This window comes from Brevibacillus sp. HB1.4B (assembly GCF_013284285.1).
Classification (GTDB): Bacteria; Bacillota; Bacilli; order Brevibacillales; family Brevibacillaceae; genus Brevibacillus; species Brevibacillus porteri.
Genome location: NZ_JABSUT010000005.1, coordinates 420820 through 436663 on the forward strand (window position 1 = coordinate 420820; position 15844 = coordinate 436663).

At 49.8% G+C, this 15844-nt stretch carries 16 protein-coding genes; 14 read left to right on the plus strand and 2 right to left on the minus strand.

What is annotated here, in order from left to right:
• Positions 1-182: 182 nt before the first annotated feature.
• Positions 183-1247, plus strand: coding sequence for a CapA family protein (locus tag HP398_RS15375; RefSeq protein ID WP_173623024.1), 1065 nt, complete (start codon positions 183-185; stop codon positions 1245-1247).
• On the opposite strand, the gene HP398_RS15380 is transcribed toward HP398_RS15375, so the two are convergent.
• Entirely contained in the window at positions 1234-1650 is a 417-nt protein-coding gene (locus HP398_RS15380; RefSeq protein WP_173623025.1) for a GNAT family N-acetyltransferase, read from the minus strand. The two genes, HP398_RS15375 and HP398_RS15380, sit on opposite strands and share 14 nt — an antisense overlap.
• A 122-nt stretch (positions 1651-1772) precedes the next feature.
• Between HP398_RS15380 and HP398_RS15385 the strand changes: the two genes are divergently transcribed.
• Both HP398_RS15385 and HP398_RS15390 read left to right on the plus strand, forming a co-directional pair.
• Positions 1773-3155: an aminotransferase-like domain-containing protein gene (locus HP398_RS15385; RefSeq protein WP_173623026.1), complete on the plus strand. Its 1383-nt coding sequence runs from the start codon at positions 1773-1775 to the stop codon at positions 3153-3155.
• Positions 3156-3216: 61 nt separating this feature from the next.
• Entirely contained in the window at positions 3217-3603 is a 387-nt protein-coding gene (locus HP398_RS15390; RefSeq protein ID WP_173623027.1) for a VOC family protein, read from the plus strand.
• Positions 3604-4117: 514 nt separating this feature from the next.
• Here HP398_RS15390 and HP398_RS15395 read toward each other — a convergent pair.
• Positions 4118-4489, minus strand: coding sequence for a hypothetical protein (locus tag HP398_RS15395; RefSeq protein WP_173623028.1), 372 nt, complete (start codon positions 4487-4489; stop codon positions 4118-4120).
• 118 nt (positions 4490-4607) lie between these two features.
• Here HP398_RS15395 and HP398_RS15400 point away from each other — a divergent pair, with 118 nt between their 5' ends.
• From HP398_RS15400 to HP398_RS15450, 11 genes are all read left to right on the plus strand, one after another.
• Positions 4608-5264, plus strand: coding sequence for a TetR/AcrR family transcriptional regulator (locus HP398_RS15400; protein WP_173623029.1), 657 nt, complete (start codon positions 4608-4610; stop codon positions 5262-5264).
• 14 nt (positions 5265-5278) lie between these two features.
• Positions 5279-6226 (plus strand): phosphotransferase family protein, encoded by a 948-nt coding sequence (locus HP398_RS15405; protein ID WP_173623030.1) that lies wholly within the window; start codon positions 5279-5281, stop codon positions 6224-6226.
• A gap of 165 nt (positions 6227-6391) precedes the next feature.
• The gene (locus tag HP398_RS15410) at positions 6392-8140 is read left to right on the plus strand and encodes an ABC transporter substrate-binding protein (RefSeq protein WP_173623031.1); all 1749 of its coding nucleotides are present in this window, start codon (positions 6392-6394) and stop codon (positions 8138-8140) included.
• An 87-nt stretch (positions 8141-8227) separates the two neighbouring features.
• The gene (locus HP398_RS15415; protein WP_106835332.1) at positions 8228-9184 is read left to right on the plus strand and encodes an ABC transporter permease; all 957 of its coding nucleotides are present in this window, start codon (positions 8228-8230) and stop codon (positions 9182-9184) included.
• Between the two features lie 11 nt (positions 9185-9195).
• Positions 9196-10122 carry an oligopeptide ABC transporter permease gene (opp4C, locus tag HP398_RS15420; RefSeq protein WP_173623032.1) on the plus strand — a complete coding sequence of 309 codons (927 nt, stop codon included), beginning with the start codon at positions 9196-9198 and terminating at the stop codon, positions 10120-10122.
• A 105-nt stretch (positions 10123-10227) separates the two neighbouring features.
• Complete coding sequence (locus HP398_RS15425) at positions 10228-11214, plus strand: ABC transporter ATP-binding protein (RefSeq protein ID WP_100169704.1); 987 nt, start codon at positions 10228-10230, stop codon at positions 11212-11214.
• Positions 11204-12169: an ABC transporter ATP-binding protein gene (locus tag HP398_RS15430; protein ID WP_371736750.1), complete on the plus strand. Its 966-nt coding sequence runs from the start codon at positions 11204-11206 to the stop codon at positions 12167-12169. Before HP398_RS15425 ends, HP398_RS15430 begins: the two co-directional genes overlap by 11 nt.
• A 333-nt stretch (positions 12170-12502) precedes the next feature.
• Positions 12503-12697 (plus strand): YezD family protein, encoded by a 195-nt coding sequence (locus HP398_RS15435; RefSeq protein WP_173623034.1) that lies wholly within the window; start codon positions 12503-12505, stop codon positions 12695-12697.
• A gap of 36 nt (positions 12698-12733) precedes the next feature.
• Positions 12734-13015 (plus strand): DUF2325 domain-containing protein, encoded by a 282-nt coding sequence (locus tag HP398_RS15440; RefSeq protein WP_007729617.1) that lies wholly within the window; start codon positions 12734-12736, stop codon positions 13013-13015.
• 223 nt (positions 13016-13238) lie between these two features.
• Positions 13239-14882 (plus strand): peptide ABC transporter substrate-binding protein, encoded by a 1644-nt coding sequence (locus tag HP398_RS15445; RefSeq protein ID WP_173623035.1) that lies wholly within the window; start codon positions 13239-13241, stop codon positions 14880-14882.
• Positions 14883-14953: 71 nt separating this feature from the next.
• Positions 14954-15844 (plus strand): serine hydrolase, encoded by an 891-nt coding sequence (locus HP398_RS15450; protein ID WP_173623036.1) that lies wholly within the window; start codon positions 14954-14956, stop codon positions 15842-15844.

Consider the following 15844-nt stretch of genomic DNA (forward strand, 5'->3'; position numbering starts at 1 on the left):
CAAAAATCGACATTTGAAAAAAGAAAGAGTCTTTTGTCCCGAGATGCAGGTCCTAAACCGCCATCTTTTGCATGCCAGTCACTTTAAGGCGAGAAATTTCCATGGAAGCTAGACATGCTTCAACAGGCTTCACATCCCACGCCTTCTAGAATGAAAGCAAAAAGAGAGATGGGTTGAGGGGCATGAAGATTGGACGATGGAAACAAGCGGTAATCGTGGTAGCTGCTGTGATGCTCTGTGCTGCAATGGGAACGGAATCTGTCGCGGTCCAGGCGAGCAGCGAAGGGGATGTGCAGGAGCAGGATTCTATTCAGGTAGCGTTTGTCGGGGATATGATTTTGGATAAGAGCGTCGGGAATCAGATCGGGCGGTACGGCGTAGATTATCCGTTTCAAAAAACAGGTGATTTTCTTAAGCAGGCAGACTTGACGATTGGCAATCTGGAGACACCAGTCAGTACGCGGGGACGTCCGGAGAAAAAGGAATATACCTATCGTGCGAAGCCAGAGTCTTTGCAGGGGCTCGTGAACGCGGGTTTCGACGTGGTCAATCTGGCGAATAATCATTCGCTCGATTACGGAATGGACGCGCTCTATGACACAATGGAGCATCTGAAAAAGGCAAAGATCGGTTACGTCGGGGCGGGGAAAAACGAGGAAGAAGCATTCGCACCCTACATCCAAACGATCAAGGGGAAACGGGTGGCAGTCATCGGTATCAGCCGTGTCCTTCCAAATGAGCGCTGGTATGCGCGAAAAAACAAGCCAGGTCTCGCCCATGCCTACTCTTATGAGCCGATGCTATCCCATGTAAAAAAGGCAGTGGCGGAGTCAGACATTACGATTGCAGTCATGCACTGGAATCTGGAATATAAGGATTACCCAGAACCATATGCGCGCGAGATGGCGAAAAAGCTGATCGACAGCGGTGTGGATGCCGTTGTTGGGTCGCACAGCCATTCGATTATGGGTGTTGAGTTTTATAAAAAGGCGCCGATCTACTACAGTGTAGGGAATTTTGTGTTTACCACCTCGCGCAATCCGAAAGGTCGCGAAGCCATGATGGTCCAACTGACATTTTCAAAAGACGGGAGCAAGAGCCACGTGATACCGGTGAAGCTCACGAACGGTCAGCCTGCTCCGATGGACGAGAAAAACAAAAAGCGGATCATCGACAAGCTCAACCGCATTTCCTATGGGGCGAGCGTTGACGCAAAAGGCGAGGTTAGCGAGTCTAAGCCTCAATAGCTGGTCTGCGCATCATTTCTCTTCGTGTGAAGCCATACTGCTCGTATAAACCATGAGCATCCCGAGTAGCGAGTATCATGCTCGTATGACGGATGTCTGGATGTTCCACCATCACTTCCATGAGCCATTTGCTCAATCCCTTACCTCGATGCTCCGGGTCGACGAAGACATCACACACCCAGGAAATCGTCGCGTAATCACTCACGACCCGGACGAATCCAGCCTGTCCATCCTCACCGTACAATCCAAAACAGAGTGAATTTTCGATACTTTTTACGATCATTTCCTTGGAGCGTTCTGACGCCCAATACGTTGTCGACAGCCAATCGCTGATGCGCTCGATATCGAGTACAGCTTTCTCATCACTGATTTTGTAAGGCAGTGTCGCGTGTCTTGCTTCCATCTGTATCCCTCCGTATATGTATTTACTCCTTTGCTTACGATTCACTATACTCAAGGGACTAGGGCGCATAAAGGAGAGAAAAGTGAATCTGTACCCACACAGATAACGGGGGAGTGAACGGGATGAAGAATAAATACGAAGTCGTGAAAGACAGCATCAAAGAACAGCTTCGTACCCATACAATCAAGCCAGGGGAGAAGCTGCCGTCGATTCGTACTGCATCCGAGCGTTGGTCGTGCAGTTTGAATACGGCGATACGGGCGTATCAAGAGCTGGAGAAAGAGCACTTGATTTATTCCATTCCCAAAAGCGGCTATTACGCGGTCCTTCGCCCTCTTCAAAGTACGCGTTTTCCAGAGGAGCGAATTGACTTTACGGCAGCCAGCCCTGACTCAGAAGTTATGCCATTCAAAGATTTCCAGCATTGTTTAAACCGTGCGATTGAATTATATGAAGATCAGTTGTTTTCCTATTCGGAGCCCCAGGGCTTTTTCTCCTTGCGTCGGGCATTGGAGAGCCATCTCGCCCAATCACAAGTGTTTGCATCCCCTTCGCAAATTTGCGTCGTTTCGGGAGCTCAGCAAGCGCTGCATCTGCTCGCCTCCATGCCGTTTCCAAATGGAAAGAATGCAGTGCTAGTTGAACAGCCTACCTTTCACGGCATGCTGCGTTCACTCGAGCTGCTGGGAGTTACCGTTCTGGGCATCCAGCGGACCGCGGCAGGCATCGACATGGATGAGTTGGAGCGGCACTTCCGCAACAATCAAATCAAGTTTTTCTACACGGTTCCCCGGTTTCACAATCCGTTGGGGACAAGCTATTCAACGGAACAAAAGAAACAAATCGCCAAGCTGGCTCAGCGCTACGATGTATACATCGTCGAGGATGACTATCTGGCGGACATGGAAACCAATCTAAAGACAGACCCGATCTACAGCTACGATCAATCAGGGCGTGTCCTGTACGTCAAAAGCTTTTCTAAGATCATGCTGCCCGGACTTCGATTGGCGACAGTCGTCCTGCCCCCTTCCGTAATGGAAACGTTCCGGTTGTTTAAAGCATCGTGTGATTCCAGTACGGCCGTCTTGTCTCAGGCGGCTTTGGAGCTGTATTTGAATTGCGGGATGTACGACCATCATGCTGCTCTTGTCCGGGAACGTTATCGCCTGCGGATGGAAACATTGGCCGAGTGCTGCCGGCGCTATCTTCCCCCACAGCTTCACACACAAATCGGAACAGGCGGGATTTTTTCGAGAGTGCTGCTTCCCGATGAGCTAGACGCTCAGGATATCATTGCCGCGTTACACCAGCAAAACGTGCGGGTCATGTCCACGAACCAGAGCTATTTGCCTACCTTCCCGCGTGAAAACGGGTTACGAATTAGTATTATCCAAACAGATGCTGATAAGATAGAGAGAGGGATCGCCCTGTTAGCAGAGACGGCTACTACACTCTTGCAAAAGCAAAGAAAAGAAGGTCAGTGGCGGATCATCGATTGGATCTAGTGGTTATGCATATTTGAGGAATGGGCAGAATGGAGACGTATATTATCACGAAAAGGAGTGATTGTCAGTGCAAGCTATCACTACGTTTCTCATGTTCCATGGACAAGCGGAAGAAGCGATGAAGTTTTACACGTCTATTTTTGATCGCTCAGAAATCAAGCAGGTTATGCATCACGAGAATGGACAAGTCCTGCACGCTACCTTCACGCTAAAAGGCCAGACTTTCATGTGTATTGACAATACGAACGGTGATTATCATGCTTTTACCCCGGCGATTTCGTTATTTGTGGACTGCGATACAGAGGAAGAGGTTGACCGTGTTTTTGGACAGCTTTCCTCGGATGGACAAGTCCTTATGCCGCTTGGACAATATCCGTTCAGTGAAAAGTTCGGATGGGTCCAAGATCGTTACGGAATATCGTGGCAGATTCATTTACCGAAAAGATGATAGTTAAAAAGCCGGTACACCTCTTGGTACCGGCTAACTTTTTGACTTTTTATCGATGTTGCAGTGGGGGGAAGAAGCGAATTTCCAGTCTACGCTTCGGCCTACGCCCCGCAAGGGGTCACGACTGTCCGCTTCGGAAAAAATGGCGGGAGCGCTTCAAACGTAGAAGTTTCGAGGAAGTATTTCATAAGTGAAGCTGAAATTCCCCGCCATTTTTTCCTACGCTGGGGCGGGCTCCAGAGGCGCTTGGACTGGAAATTCGCTTCTTCCTACGTAGCTGTTCATTAATTTGAATGTGGTTCTAAGGTGTTTCGGGCCAAATGAATTAGTCGTTCAGAAGCTTTCCCTGTGTTAACTTGCAAAACGTTTAAACGCACGAAAAAATCCACAGCTGTACGAAAGTCCTGTCACATGTTTGGAAGGAGACCGCCCGAACGAAGAGAGGATACAGGCGACTGGAAAACATGTGGCAGGGCTTCCCCCGACCACAACCGATGGAATATAGTCTTTTTGTCTACATCGTCATCAACTGACGAAAACTCCGACGATAGCTCCACAGCAAATACGCTTCCAAAATCGCGACAATCAGTCCCATAGCGAGCATGTCGGGATCGACAAACAGGTGGAACGTCAAGATGTTGACAGCAAGAGGCGCAGTGGCGGTTAGAGCCAGTGGGACGAAGCGGTTGGTTAGGAATAGCAATCCACAGATGATTTCGACGGTTTTGACCAGAACCAGCAAATACCCTTGCAAAAGCTCCATGGCAGCAGGACTGGTTGGAAAGATAGGTTCGAATCCAAACAAGACAATGTAACCATTCACACCTGCTCCAAGCAAAATCAATCCAAGGATGATACGGGCGAATACGGGCAATGTCCGTGCCATCAGGCATCACTTCCTTGTAGTGAAATAGGGCTGATGAAGTCTTCGAGGAAAGTATAACCCCGCTTTGACCACCTGGTCAATATGCATTATGATTAGGAAAAAGAAGAACGGAGAGCAGGTGACGGACATAAAAGGAATTTGGCAGGACGAAACACTGGAGCCGAACAAGCGAAAACTGTTGGAAGCGGCTCTTGTTGAATTTTCCGCGAAAGGCTATGAACGAGGCTCGACCAATCAAATCGTTCAGAACGCAGGCGTATCAAAGGGGATGCTGTTCCACTTTTTCGGGAATAAAAAGGGACTGTTTCTCGCGATCGTCGATGCTTGTATCGAACGTTTTTTTGCCTGTATACAGGCGCGAATGGAAGCGGCGCCGCAAGACTTTTTTGCACGATTTCTTCATGTCAATCAAGCAAAAATGGCGCTCTTTGCTGAGGCACCAGTTATTTATCAAATGGCAGTGGCGACCTTTTTCGATTATCCCGAGGAATGCCGGGCTGAGATCGAAGACAGAGAAATACAGTTCAATGCGCGATATATTCCCTTGTTTCTGGATCAAGTCGATACGTCATTGATCAAAGCGCAGTTCGATCCACAGAAGGCGCTGCATTTTTTGCTGTCGACTGTAGAGGCATTGACGCAAAAGTACGTCCGCGAAAACTACGATGCCAACGATAAAGGCTTCGCACATGTCCAATCCTTTTTTGCGGAATTAGAATCGTATATGGAAATGATGAAGGTAGGACTGTATAGACAATCAGACAGTGGAGCATAAAGGGGGAAACATATATGGATGAGAAATGGACACGCCTGGTACATAACATGAACCCGTCAGCCAAGCTCCTTCGTGCATGGGAACTAAAAGGCGGGATTTCTGCACAGGTTACCGCGCTAGAAATGGAGAGCCCTGACGGTACGAAGAAAAAAGTAGTCGTCCGCGAGCATGGGCAGGCTGACCTCAAGCGAAATCCACAGATCGCATCAGATGAATTCAGACTGTTGCAAATACTGAAGTCAGCTGATTTGCCGACTCCAACGCCTTATCATCTCGAAGCAGCCAGCGATATGTTTCCGACACCGTGTCTTGTCATCGAATTCATAGAAGGAGAGACAGTCACCGCACCAGCCGACTTGTCCAGCTTTCTACAACAAGCAGCTGAGGTGCTGACTCGCATCCATTCGGTAGACGCTACTAGACTGGTGGGCACTTCTTTGCCGAAACAAGAAGAAGCGATAACAGAGAAGCTCCACAAAAGACCTACGAGCCTGGACAACTCACTGGATGAGGGACTCATTCGCGAAGTGCTGGAGTCCGTTTGGCCGCTGCCGCAGTCGAATGCAGCATCTCTGTTGCATGGCGATTTCTGGCCGGGAAATACGATGTGGAAGGAAGAAAAACTCGCTGCTGTTATCGACTGGGAGGACGCTGCGATCGGCGACCCCTTATCTGATCTCGGCAATGCCAGACTGGAGATTTTGTGGGCATTTGGAGTGGAGGCCATGCATGAGTTTACGCTTCATTATCAATCTTCTGCCAGCAAGACACTCGATTATACCCAGCTTCCGTACTGGGATTTGTGTGCGGCACTGCGGCCAGCTTCGAACCTATCTGATTGGGGATTGGAAAAAAGGATAGAGGACACCATGCGTGAGCGACATTCTCTATTCGTGATGCAGGCGTGTGAAAAACTAGGCATTCCGTATAAAAGGCATACGACTAATGAGAGCCTCGAATAATCGGGGCTTTTTTTGTTTGGAAAAAACTGTTGACCGATCCGGTATCGATACCTATAATCTAATTCATAGTAAACAGGTAAGAATTATAAGTTATTGTTTTTTGATCCGACCGGACCACCGGAGGAGCTGGTTTCACTGAGTGAGTGGATATGAAGGAGGATCAACATGAAAAAAAGGTTTTCGCAAATCATTTCAAGCTTGCTATTAGGGACTCTGTTGGTCACAGGGTGCAGCTCCGAAGGCAGTACGCCGGCTACCTCGACACAAACGGCGACTCCGTCGACAGAAGCATCAGCACCTGCTGCCAGCAAGGTGCAAGACATAAAAGACGGCATCAATTTGGCTACGGATTTATCCAAGCTGCCGGAAGCAGCAGCCAAAAGGACCGATACATTCATTGCGGGACTGACAGAGCCGGGTGGTGTATTTAACCCGTTCTTTTACCACAACGGCTACGATGGCAATGTCTCCTCAGCGATCTTCGAATCCCTGGTGGATGTCGATGCGACAGGAAAGCCAGTCCCCAAGCTCGCGGAAAAATGGGACGTATCTCCTGACCAGCTCACGTATACGTTCCACCTGAGACCGAATCTGAAATTCAGCGATGGTTCACCGCTGACGGCAGAGGATGTGGCCTTTACACTGACGATTTTGCACGACAAAACGTACGATGGCGAAACGGACATTTTCGTAGCAAGTATCAAGGGTGGCCGTGAATACAAGGAAGGCAAAGCGAACACGATCGAAGGGATCAAGGTGATTGATCCACAGACGATCCAGATCACGACGGAGAAAGTGAACGCCAAATCTCTCGTTCTGTTAGGTGGGCAGGTGCTCTCCAAAGCGTACTACGGCAAGGAGTACAAACCAGGCAATCTGGAGTATCTCCGCACCCTGCACGGCAAGCCATTGGGAGCTGGACCTTACAAATTTGAGGCGTACATTCCTGGTCAAGAAGTCCGCTATCTCGCAAACGAGCACTATTTCGCGGGCAAGCCGCAAGTCGAGCACTTTATCTACAAGACGACCGAGGGCGACGCTCTACAGTTTATCCAGACAGGGGAGATGGACTACAACTCCTTTACCGTCAACTCGGATAACATTGAGCAGTTGCAAGAGCTAGGATACGTGAATATCAATCTGTACACATCCAGTGCCTATTCGTACATCAAGTTCAATCATTCCAAGCCATTTTTCAAAGACAAGCGCGTCCGCCAAGCCTTCATCTACGGACTGGATCGCCAAAAGATTTTAGACCTGACTTACCAAGGATACGCGCAAGTCGCCAATGTACCAATCAGCCCTGTTTCGTGGGCCTATACGGATGATGTCAATCCATACGCCTACAATCCGGAAAAGGCGAAGCAGCTCCTGGACGAAGCGGGCTGGAAGCCGGGCGCGGACGGTATCCGTGAAAAAGACGGACAAAAGCTGGTCGTGCATTACTACACGACAAAAGGAAAGCTGGGAGAGGTACTGATCCCGATTGCCAAAGAAAACTACAAAGAGCTTGGCATCCAGTTTGAAGCGGAAATGATGGACTACAACGCCGTTTTGGCACGGACGGAAAAAGGAGATCACGACCTCGCTTCGTTCTCGACCACGATGCTGATTGATCCAGATGACGGTGTAGACGCCTTCTCTACGAAAAAGGGCAAGAGCGGATTTACCGGAACGAATGGCTACTCCAATGCCAAAGTAGACGAATTGCTGGAAGCAGGTCTATCTACGCTGGACATCGAGAAGCGCAAAGCGATCTACAAAGACCTGTACAAAGAGCTGAGCGATGACCCACCGTACATCTTCCTCGGCTACCGCAAAATTTTGTCTGCGCATAACGGCAAGATCAAGGGCTTGGAGCCGAATCCGTTCACTGGTATTTCGACCAGCCTGCCTGGTATCAAATTTGAGTAACAAGTTCGAGTAACTGACTCATGAATGTTGTGCCCGGCCCTGGGGCTGGGCTTTCTTTTTTTCCTCAAGCATGAAAGGAGGCAAACGATGACGTCCTACTTCTTGAAAAGGGTCTTTTACATGGCGTTGACGCTCTTCGGCGCATCCATTTTGATTTTTTTCCTGTATGCCCTGACGCCCGGTGATTTCGTCGATACGAGTCCCAAGCTGACAGCGGAACGAAAGCTGGAGCTAAAAGCGATGTACGGGCTGGATAAGCCTGTCGTCGAACGGTATTTCATCTGGATGAAAAACGCCTTCCAAGGCGATTTTGGTTATTCTCTGCAATACCAGCAGCCAGTGATGTCGCTGTTGAACGATTACATCTGGAATTCGTTTTTGCTCGCGATTACCTCTACCTTTTTTACGTGGCTGATCGCGATCTCTATCGGAGTTCTGTCTGCTGCCAGGCAGCATTCCTGGTTCGATGCACTCGTGACGATCGGTGTTTTTGCAGCGATGTCATTGCCTGTTTTTTTCGTCGGGCTGCTGTTTATCAAGTTGTTTGCTGTCGATGCCAAGCTATTTCCCGCAGGAGGCATGATGACGATTGGCAGCAAGGAAGCGGGGTTCGCCTATGCGTGGGACGTGGTCCAGCATATGTTTTTGCCTGTGACGGTGCTGACTTTGCTGAGCGTGGGGACGCTGACTCGTTATTTCCGCACGAACATGCTGGAGGTCATTCAACAAGACTTCGTGCGCACGGCCCGGGCAAAAGGACTGAAGGAAAAAGTCGTCCTGCACAAGCACGCGCTGCGCAATGCACTCCTGCCCGCCATTACACTACTAGGCTTTGAACTTCCAGCATTGTTCGGTGGGGCGATTATCACGGAAAAAATCTTTAACTGGCCCGGTGTTGGGCAGTTGTACATGCAGGCGTTTTCTGTACGGGACTACCCGCTCTTGATGGGCTTTACGATGTTCCTGGCGATTCTCACCGTCATCGGAAACTTATCTGCTGATTTGCTGTACAGAGTGGCTGACCCGCGGGTTCGGTTGAAATAGGAGGGAAAACGATGGCATCAACGGTAAGTGAAGTAGCCGAGGTGACGAGACCGGAGCAGGTAGCGTTGCGTTCCTCCTTGTGGCACGAGGCGTTTTTGCGACTGAAAAAGAAGCGACTGGCCATGGTTGGACTTGTGTTTTTACTCGTCATGGCGGTGGTATGTTTCATCGGTCCGTTTTTTTCTCCGTACGCATCCGGCAAGATTAATACGGCCATGATCAACAAGCCGCCAAGCTTCTCCCATTGGCTCGGGACGGACAGCTTGGGCAGAGACATTTTGACGCGGTTGATGCAGGCGGGCCGAATCTCATTGACAGTCGGCATCGCTTCTATGATGCTCTCCGTTTCTATTGGCGCCCTTCTTGGTGCACTAGCTGGCTTTTACCGCGGGTGGGTCGATCAAGTGATCATGCGCGTAGCAGACGTGCTCATGACCATTCCTGGTCTGCCGCTCTTGTTTATTATGGGCGCAGTCCTCTCCGAGTGGAAAATCCCGACCGACTACCGCATTTACATCGTCATGGTCATGCTGAGCCTGATCGGCTGGCCTGGCTTGGCGCGAATGGTCCGCAGCCAGATGCTCACCTTGCGTGAAAGTGAATTCATGCAAGCAGCAGAAGTACTCGGTCTGCGCGACAGACGCAAGCTATTCTTCCATTTGCTGCCCAATCTGACACCACTCTTAATTGTAGTTGCCACCTTGAACGTCGGCGGTGCGATCCTGAGCGAATCCGTATTATCGTACTTCGGCCTCGGTGTCGTCCCACCAACACCCACATGGGGCAACATGATGGATGCGGCGAATACCTTGATCGATTTTCAGAAAAGACCGTGGCTGTGGGTTCCTCCGGGTATTGCTATTTTCGCTACCGTTATCTCGATTAATTTGTTAGGGGATGGATTACGAGATGCTTTGGACCCAAAGCAGAAGCGTTGAGGGGGGTTCTTGAATGATTTATAACTTCTTGAACCTTCTTTCAAGATAAAACTTCTCCCCCTCCACTACAGATACTTTTTATAAGAAAAGGCAGGTGAGCCAAGCATGAATGCTTTAGTCGAAATCCAAAATTTAAGCACCTACTTCAAGTCCGAACAAGGCGTGGTCAAAGCAGTCGATGCCCTCGAGCTGCGCATCCATGAGGGAGAGACCGTATGCATCGTAGGCGAGTCGGGCTGCGGCAAAAGCGCGGCAGCCATGTCATTGATGAGACTAATCCCAGAGGCGGTAGGCAGTATCGTTTCGGGTGAGATATGGTTTGCAGGCCGTGATCTGCGAAAAGTCAGCAAAGAAGAGATGCGAAAGCTCCGCGGTAACGAGCTGGCCATGATTTTTCAGGAGCCGATGTCGTCACTCAATCCCGTACTGACCATCGGTGAGCAGATCATGGAGCCGATCATGGAACATCAAGGACTAAGTAAAAAAGCAGCCCAAGCACGAGCCATCGAGCTGATCGAGCTAGTCGGAATCCCGCGGGCAAAAGAAATCGCCAAATCGTACCCCCATGAATTGAGTGGGGGTATGCTGCAACGCATTATGATTGCCATCGCAATATCCTGCAATCCTCGCCTGCTGATCGCTGATGAGCCGACGACTGCTTTGGATGTGACTATTCAGGCGCAAATTCTCGATCTGCTGCGCAAAATCAAGGACGAAGCCCAAACTGCGATTCTTTTTATCACGCATGATCTGGGGGTCGTTGCGGAGATGGCCGATCATGTGGTCGTGATGTACGCAGGAAAAGTGGTAGAGGTGTCTCCTGTTGTCGAGCTGTTCGAGGAGCCGAAGCACCCATATACACAAGGCTTGCTTCGTTCCAAGCCTGTACTGAATCAGCGCAGAGCCAAGTTGTATTCCATCCCTGGTCAAGTACCGAATCCGACGACACTCGGTGAATCGTGCTATTTTCATGACCGATGCGATCAGTGCTTGGACATTTGCCGGGTGAAGCAGCCGCCTTTGCGTGATGGAGGAGACGGCAGAAAGGTCGCGTGCTGGCTGTATGAGGAGGAGATCGTCCGTGGACAGTAATTTACTGGAAGTGCGCCGATTGAAAAAATATTACCCGATTACCGGAGGGCTTTTCGGCAGGACGATCGGCCATGTAAAAGCAGTGGATGACGTCAGCTTTTCCATCCAAAAAGGGGAGACGTTTGGGCTGGTCGGTGAATCCGGCAGCGGGAAAAGCACGACAGGTCGCACCATCCTGCGCCTTTTGGAAAAGACAGAGGGAGAAGTCCGCTTCCAGGGTATCGATGTGCACGCGTTGAATCGCCAAGAGCTCCGAGCATTGCGCCCACGGATGCAATATATTTTTCAAGACCCGTACAGCTCACTGAATCCACGCGTTCGAATCGGAGAAGCACTGGGGGAAGCGATGCTTGATCACGGGCTGCTCCCACAAGCGGAGGTCAGAGAAAGAGTTTTAGAGGTCATGGCTTTATGTGGATTGGCGCCGTATCATGTCGATCGGTATCCGCATGAGTTCTCGGGCGGTCAGCGTCAACGAATCGGTATCGCACGGGCCATTATGATGAACCCTGATTTTATCGTCGCGGATGAGCCAGTATCTGCTCTGGATGTGTCGATCCAAGCCCAAATCATCAATTTGTTTGCAGAGTTGCAGGAGCAGAGGAAGCTGACGTACTTATTTATTTCACATGATTTGAGTGTCGTGGAGCATCTGTGCACGAGGATCGGCGTCATGTATTTGGGGTCATTGCTGGAGCTGGCACCTCGGGATGAGTTATTTTTGGAACCGCTCCATCCGTACACCAAAGCATTGCTCTCCTCTGTGCCGCTCCCGATCCCAAAGAAAAAGCGCGAACGCATCGTCCTGCAGGGAGACATGCCAAGTCCGGCAAATCCTCCAGCAGGGTGCAGATTCCATACGCGCTGCCCGTACGTGAAAGACATTTGCCGACAGGAAGTGCCTGCTTTTCGGGAGGTTAGCACCGACAGATTTGTCGCCTGTCATTTGGTGTAAAGGGAATCATTGGGGGAACAAAGAACTGCACGGAGCATTGACCGATAGCAGAATCGTATGGTAATATTTTCATATCATAGTAAATGTATCGGTTTTTAAATGATTAGCTGATCGGTCGACCGAAAGCTCCCGCGAGGACAAAGACAACCAAGCTGTCTAGTTTCGCAGGGAGCTTTCGGCAATCGAAGGAAAATGAGGTGAGAAAAGCCTCTTGCTGCCCAAACTGTTTGACATTGACAGTTATGGGCAGTAAGAGGTATTATCAGATCACAAAACAAAGTAAATAGGTAGGAATAATATACATTAATTTATCGAAACAGGAGGGTGGTCCCCATGGCAAAAGATGAGATTTCCCTAGACGTTCCCTTATTAGAGAAAATCGCGCGCGCACTGGATGGTTTGGAATACGGTTCCATACATATTGTGGTTCACGATTCACAGGTCGTTCAGATTGAGCGAACGGAAAAATACAGACTCCCGGCGGAAAAGCCTGAGGCAAAGATTTCGCAAGCGCGCACCGGAAAATAGAAGAATAAGCGTGGAAAAAAGAGAGGAGGAAGGACTATGGCAGGCGTTCTTGTGGTAGGAGGAGATCGGGTAGCAGAAATCGAGAGCTTGTTACAGAACAAAGGGTTCCAGAATGTCTATCACGTATCAGGTCGCAAAAAATCCGATGTGAAGGCGACGATTCCTTCTGATACGGAGCTTGTTCTTGTCTTTATTAACTTCGTGAGTCACAGTTTGAGTAAAAATATAAAGAAGCTGGCGAAGCAAAAGCACGTCCCGATCGTTTTTTGTCGAAGGTCATGTGATGCGGTAGCCATGTATGAACCAGCGATAAGCTAGAGAGGACAGCCCCATATGCGCGAATGAATAGAAGTATTCAAGGATGAATACTTCTTTTTTGCGTGTCAGAGACTACTGGTAGAAACTTGTCGGACCGACTCGGGTAAAAGTATTCAGCACTGAATAAAACCAACAAAAGAACAACCGAAAACACGAATGGCATAAAATTTGCAGAATATTTATTCAATAATCGGTTATCCGACTCAAACAAGGGGGGTACAGCATGAACAGACCAGTTGTCCTAACAAGTCTCTTCGTTTTGCTTACGGGGTTATTTGCAGGCTGTAGCAGTGGCAATACGCCGACTCAAACCGCACCAGACAACCAGCAGCAACCAGCGTCAGCACAGCAGGCAACTGCGCAGCCTGCGGCAGAGCAGATCTTGCACATGAATGCAGCAGAGCCAGAGACACTTGATTCAGGCATGTCCAACGATGTCATTTCCGGTGCCTTCATCCGTTCGCTGTACGACGGGCTCGTTCGTTTGGACAAGGATGGCAAGCCAGTCCATTCCGTTGCATCCGACATTCAAGTATCTGAGGACAAAAAGGTGTACACTTTTACTTTGCGCGACAGCAAGTGGAGCAATGGCGACTCGGTTACGGCTCAAGACTTCGCCTTCGGCTGGATGCGCGTGCTCAATCCGAAGACAGCCAGCGGCTCCGCCTACAAGTATTATCCGATCAAAAATGCCCGCGCCTTTTACGAAGGAAAGGCGAAAGCGGAGGATGTCGGCATCAAGGTCGTCGATGACAAGAAACTGCAAGTCACCTTGGAAAACCCTACTCCTTACTTCCTGACACTTGCGACCTTCTACTATCCGGTCAATCAAAAGGTGGTAGAAGCCAATCCGAATTGGGCGAAAAAGCCCGAGTCCATCGTGACCAATGGGCCGTTCAAACTGGTGAATTGGGAGCATAAAAACAAGATTGAGCTGGCCAAAAACGAGCACTATTGGGACAAAGATGTCGTGAAGTTCAACGAAGTCGAGTTTTCCATGATAGAGGATACGAATACCGAGCTGGAGTTGTTCAATAGCGGCGAGCTGGATTGGGCTGGCGGCCCGATTAGTGGTCTGCCTGCGGATGCCATTGGACCGTTGCGCGACGAAGGCAAGCTGCAAACCATGCAACGTGCCACCAACTACTATCTCCTGTTCCAGACAGAGAAGCCGCCATTTACGAATAGCAAAATCCGCAAAGCGTTTGCCTATGCGATCAACCGTAGTGACATCGCAGAAAACATCGGCCAGGCCGGACAGACTCCCTTGATGGGCTTTGTCCCACTTTCCGCCTCCTTGAAGCCGGATGGGTATTTCAAGGATAACGACGTGGAGACGGCGAAACAGTTATTGGCAGAAGGAATGAAGGAGATGGGCATCGCCAAGCTGCCCGAAATCACCTATCTGTACAATACCTCCGACCTCAACAAGAAGATTGCTGAAGCATTGCAGGCTCAATGGAAACAAGCCCTTGGTGTGGACGTAAAGCTGATCAATAAAGAGTTGAAGGTCATGTTTGACGATCAGGAGCAAGGGAAGTACATGATTTCCCGAACAGGCTGGACGGGAGATTACAACGACTCCGTCAACTTCCTGGAGCTGATGATGGAGAAGCACAGCTCCAATAACTCGACCTTCTGGTTTAGCGAGAAATACGTAGAGCTGGTGAAAAAGGCGTACGCCGAACCAGATGAGGCCAAGCGCAATCAGTATCTGGTCGAAGCGGAGAGCATCTTGATGGAAGAAATGCCGGTCACGGGTGTGTACTCCAGCGTCAATTCATGGGTACAAAATGAAAAGGTAAAAGGCATCACTGTAGATCCGTTGGGCTACATCGACTTCAAGTGGGGCTACAAAGAACAATAGCGCTGAAAAGAAGTGGCCGACATAAAAATCCATGTGTGGGCCGTTTCGCGAGCGATGGGGGAGGAATTTTCATGACATGGCAGCAAGCAGTAGAAAACGTGCTGAAGGAAGCGCCCGGTATTTTTGGAATCGCAGCTGTTCATCTGGAAACAGGAGAGTCAGCAGGGCATCTGGATGAAGAGTTGTTTCAACTGGCGAGTGCATTCAAAATTCCGATTATGGTCACCTTGATGCGCGAGGTGGAAGCAGGACGAATCCGCCTCGACCAGCGTGTGACACTGAAATGGGAGGATCGCGTACCGGGGTCAGGCATTTTGCAAGAGCTGGATGCCGGATCGGCCTTAACGGTAAAAGACTTAGCGACACTGATGACGATTGTCAGTGATAACTATGCGACGGACCAAATCATCGAGTTGATCGGCGGCATCGACAAGGTGAATGAGCACATGCATGAGCTGGGTCTTTCGCAGATTCATTTGACGCATAATTGCTGGGAGCTTCTCAACCACTGCGTGGGTATGAACGAACCTACACCTTCGCAGGCAGGGTTCGATGAGTTCATGCGCCGGGAAGAGTCAGGCAATTACGAATTGATCCACGATGTATCCATGCCTACCCTTGATAATAACGTAGCGACACCAGCCGAGCTAAACCGCCTGCTTATTATGATTGCGCGAAAAGAAATTCTCACGGAGTCCTCCTGCGAGCAGATGCTAGACATCATGCGACGTCAGCATTACAACAGCCGTCTGCCGTACTTGCTGCCAGAAGGAACAAAGGTCGCGCATAAGACAGGAACCGTCAATGCAGTCGTCAATGATGCAGGCATCATCTATTTGCCCGAAGGAAAAGGGATGATTGCGATCACGGCACTATCACGCGGTGTGACTGACAAAGAAGCGGCAGAGCTTACTATCGCTCGTGTTGCAAAAGCGATTTATGAGCAAACGATGGGGAGTTGA

Excerpts from the sequence above, each read along its gene's own strand:
- HP398_RS15375 (WP_173623024.1), top strand. The coding sequence starts at position 183 with ATGAAGATTGGACGATGGAAACAAGCGGTAATCGTGGTAGCTGCTGTG.
- HP398_RS15380 (WP_173623025.1), bottom strand. The coding sequence starts at position 1,650 with ATGGAAGCAAGACACGCGACACTGCCTTACAAAATCAGTGATGAGAAA.
- HP398_RS15385 (WP_173623026.1), top strand. The coding sequence starts at position 1,773 with ATGAAGAATAAATACGAAGTCGTGAAAGACAGCATCAAAGAACAGCTT.
- HP398_RS15395 (WP_173623028.1), bottom strand. The coding sequence starts at position 4,489 with ATGGCACGGACATTGCCCGTATTCGCCCGTATCATCCTTGGATTGATT.
- HP398_RS15405 (WP_173623030.1), top strand. The coding sequence starts at position 5,279 with ATGGATGAGAAATGGACACGCCTGGTACATAACATGAACCCGTCAGCC.
- HP398_RS15410 (WP_173623031.1), top strand. The coding sequence starts at position 6,392 with ATGAAAAAAAGGTTTTCGCAAATCATTTCAAGCTTGCTATTAGGGACT.
- HP398_RS15415 (WP_106835332.1), top strand. The coding sequence starts at position 8,228 with ATGACGTCCTACTTCTTGAAAAGGGTCTTTTACATGGCGTTGACGCTC.
- opp4C (WP_173623032.1), top strand. The coding sequence starts at position 9,196 with ATGGCATCAACGGTAAGTGAAGTAGCCGAGGTGACGAGACCGGAGCAG.
- HP398_RS15425 (WP_100169704.1), top strand. The coding sequence starts at position 10,228 with ATGAATGCTTTAGTCGAAATCCAAAATTTAAGCACCTACTTCAAGTCC.
- HP398_RS15435 (WP_173623034.1), top strand. The coding sequence starts at position 12,503 with ATGGCAAAAGATGAGATTTCCCTAGACGTTCCCTTATTAGAGAAAATC.
- HP398_RS15440 (WP_007729617.1), top strand. The coding sequence starts at position 12,734 with ATGGCAGGCGTTCTTGTGGTAGGAGGAGATCGGGTAGCAGAAATCGAG.
- HP398_RS15445 (WP_173623035.1), top strand. The coding sequence starts at position 13,239 with ATGAACAGACCAGTTGTCCTAACAAGTCTCTTCGTTTTGCTTACGGGG.
- HP398_RS15450 (WP_173623036.1), top strand. The coding sequence starts at position 14,954 with ATGACATGGCAGCAAGCAGTAGAAAACGTGCTGAAGGAAGCGCCCGGT.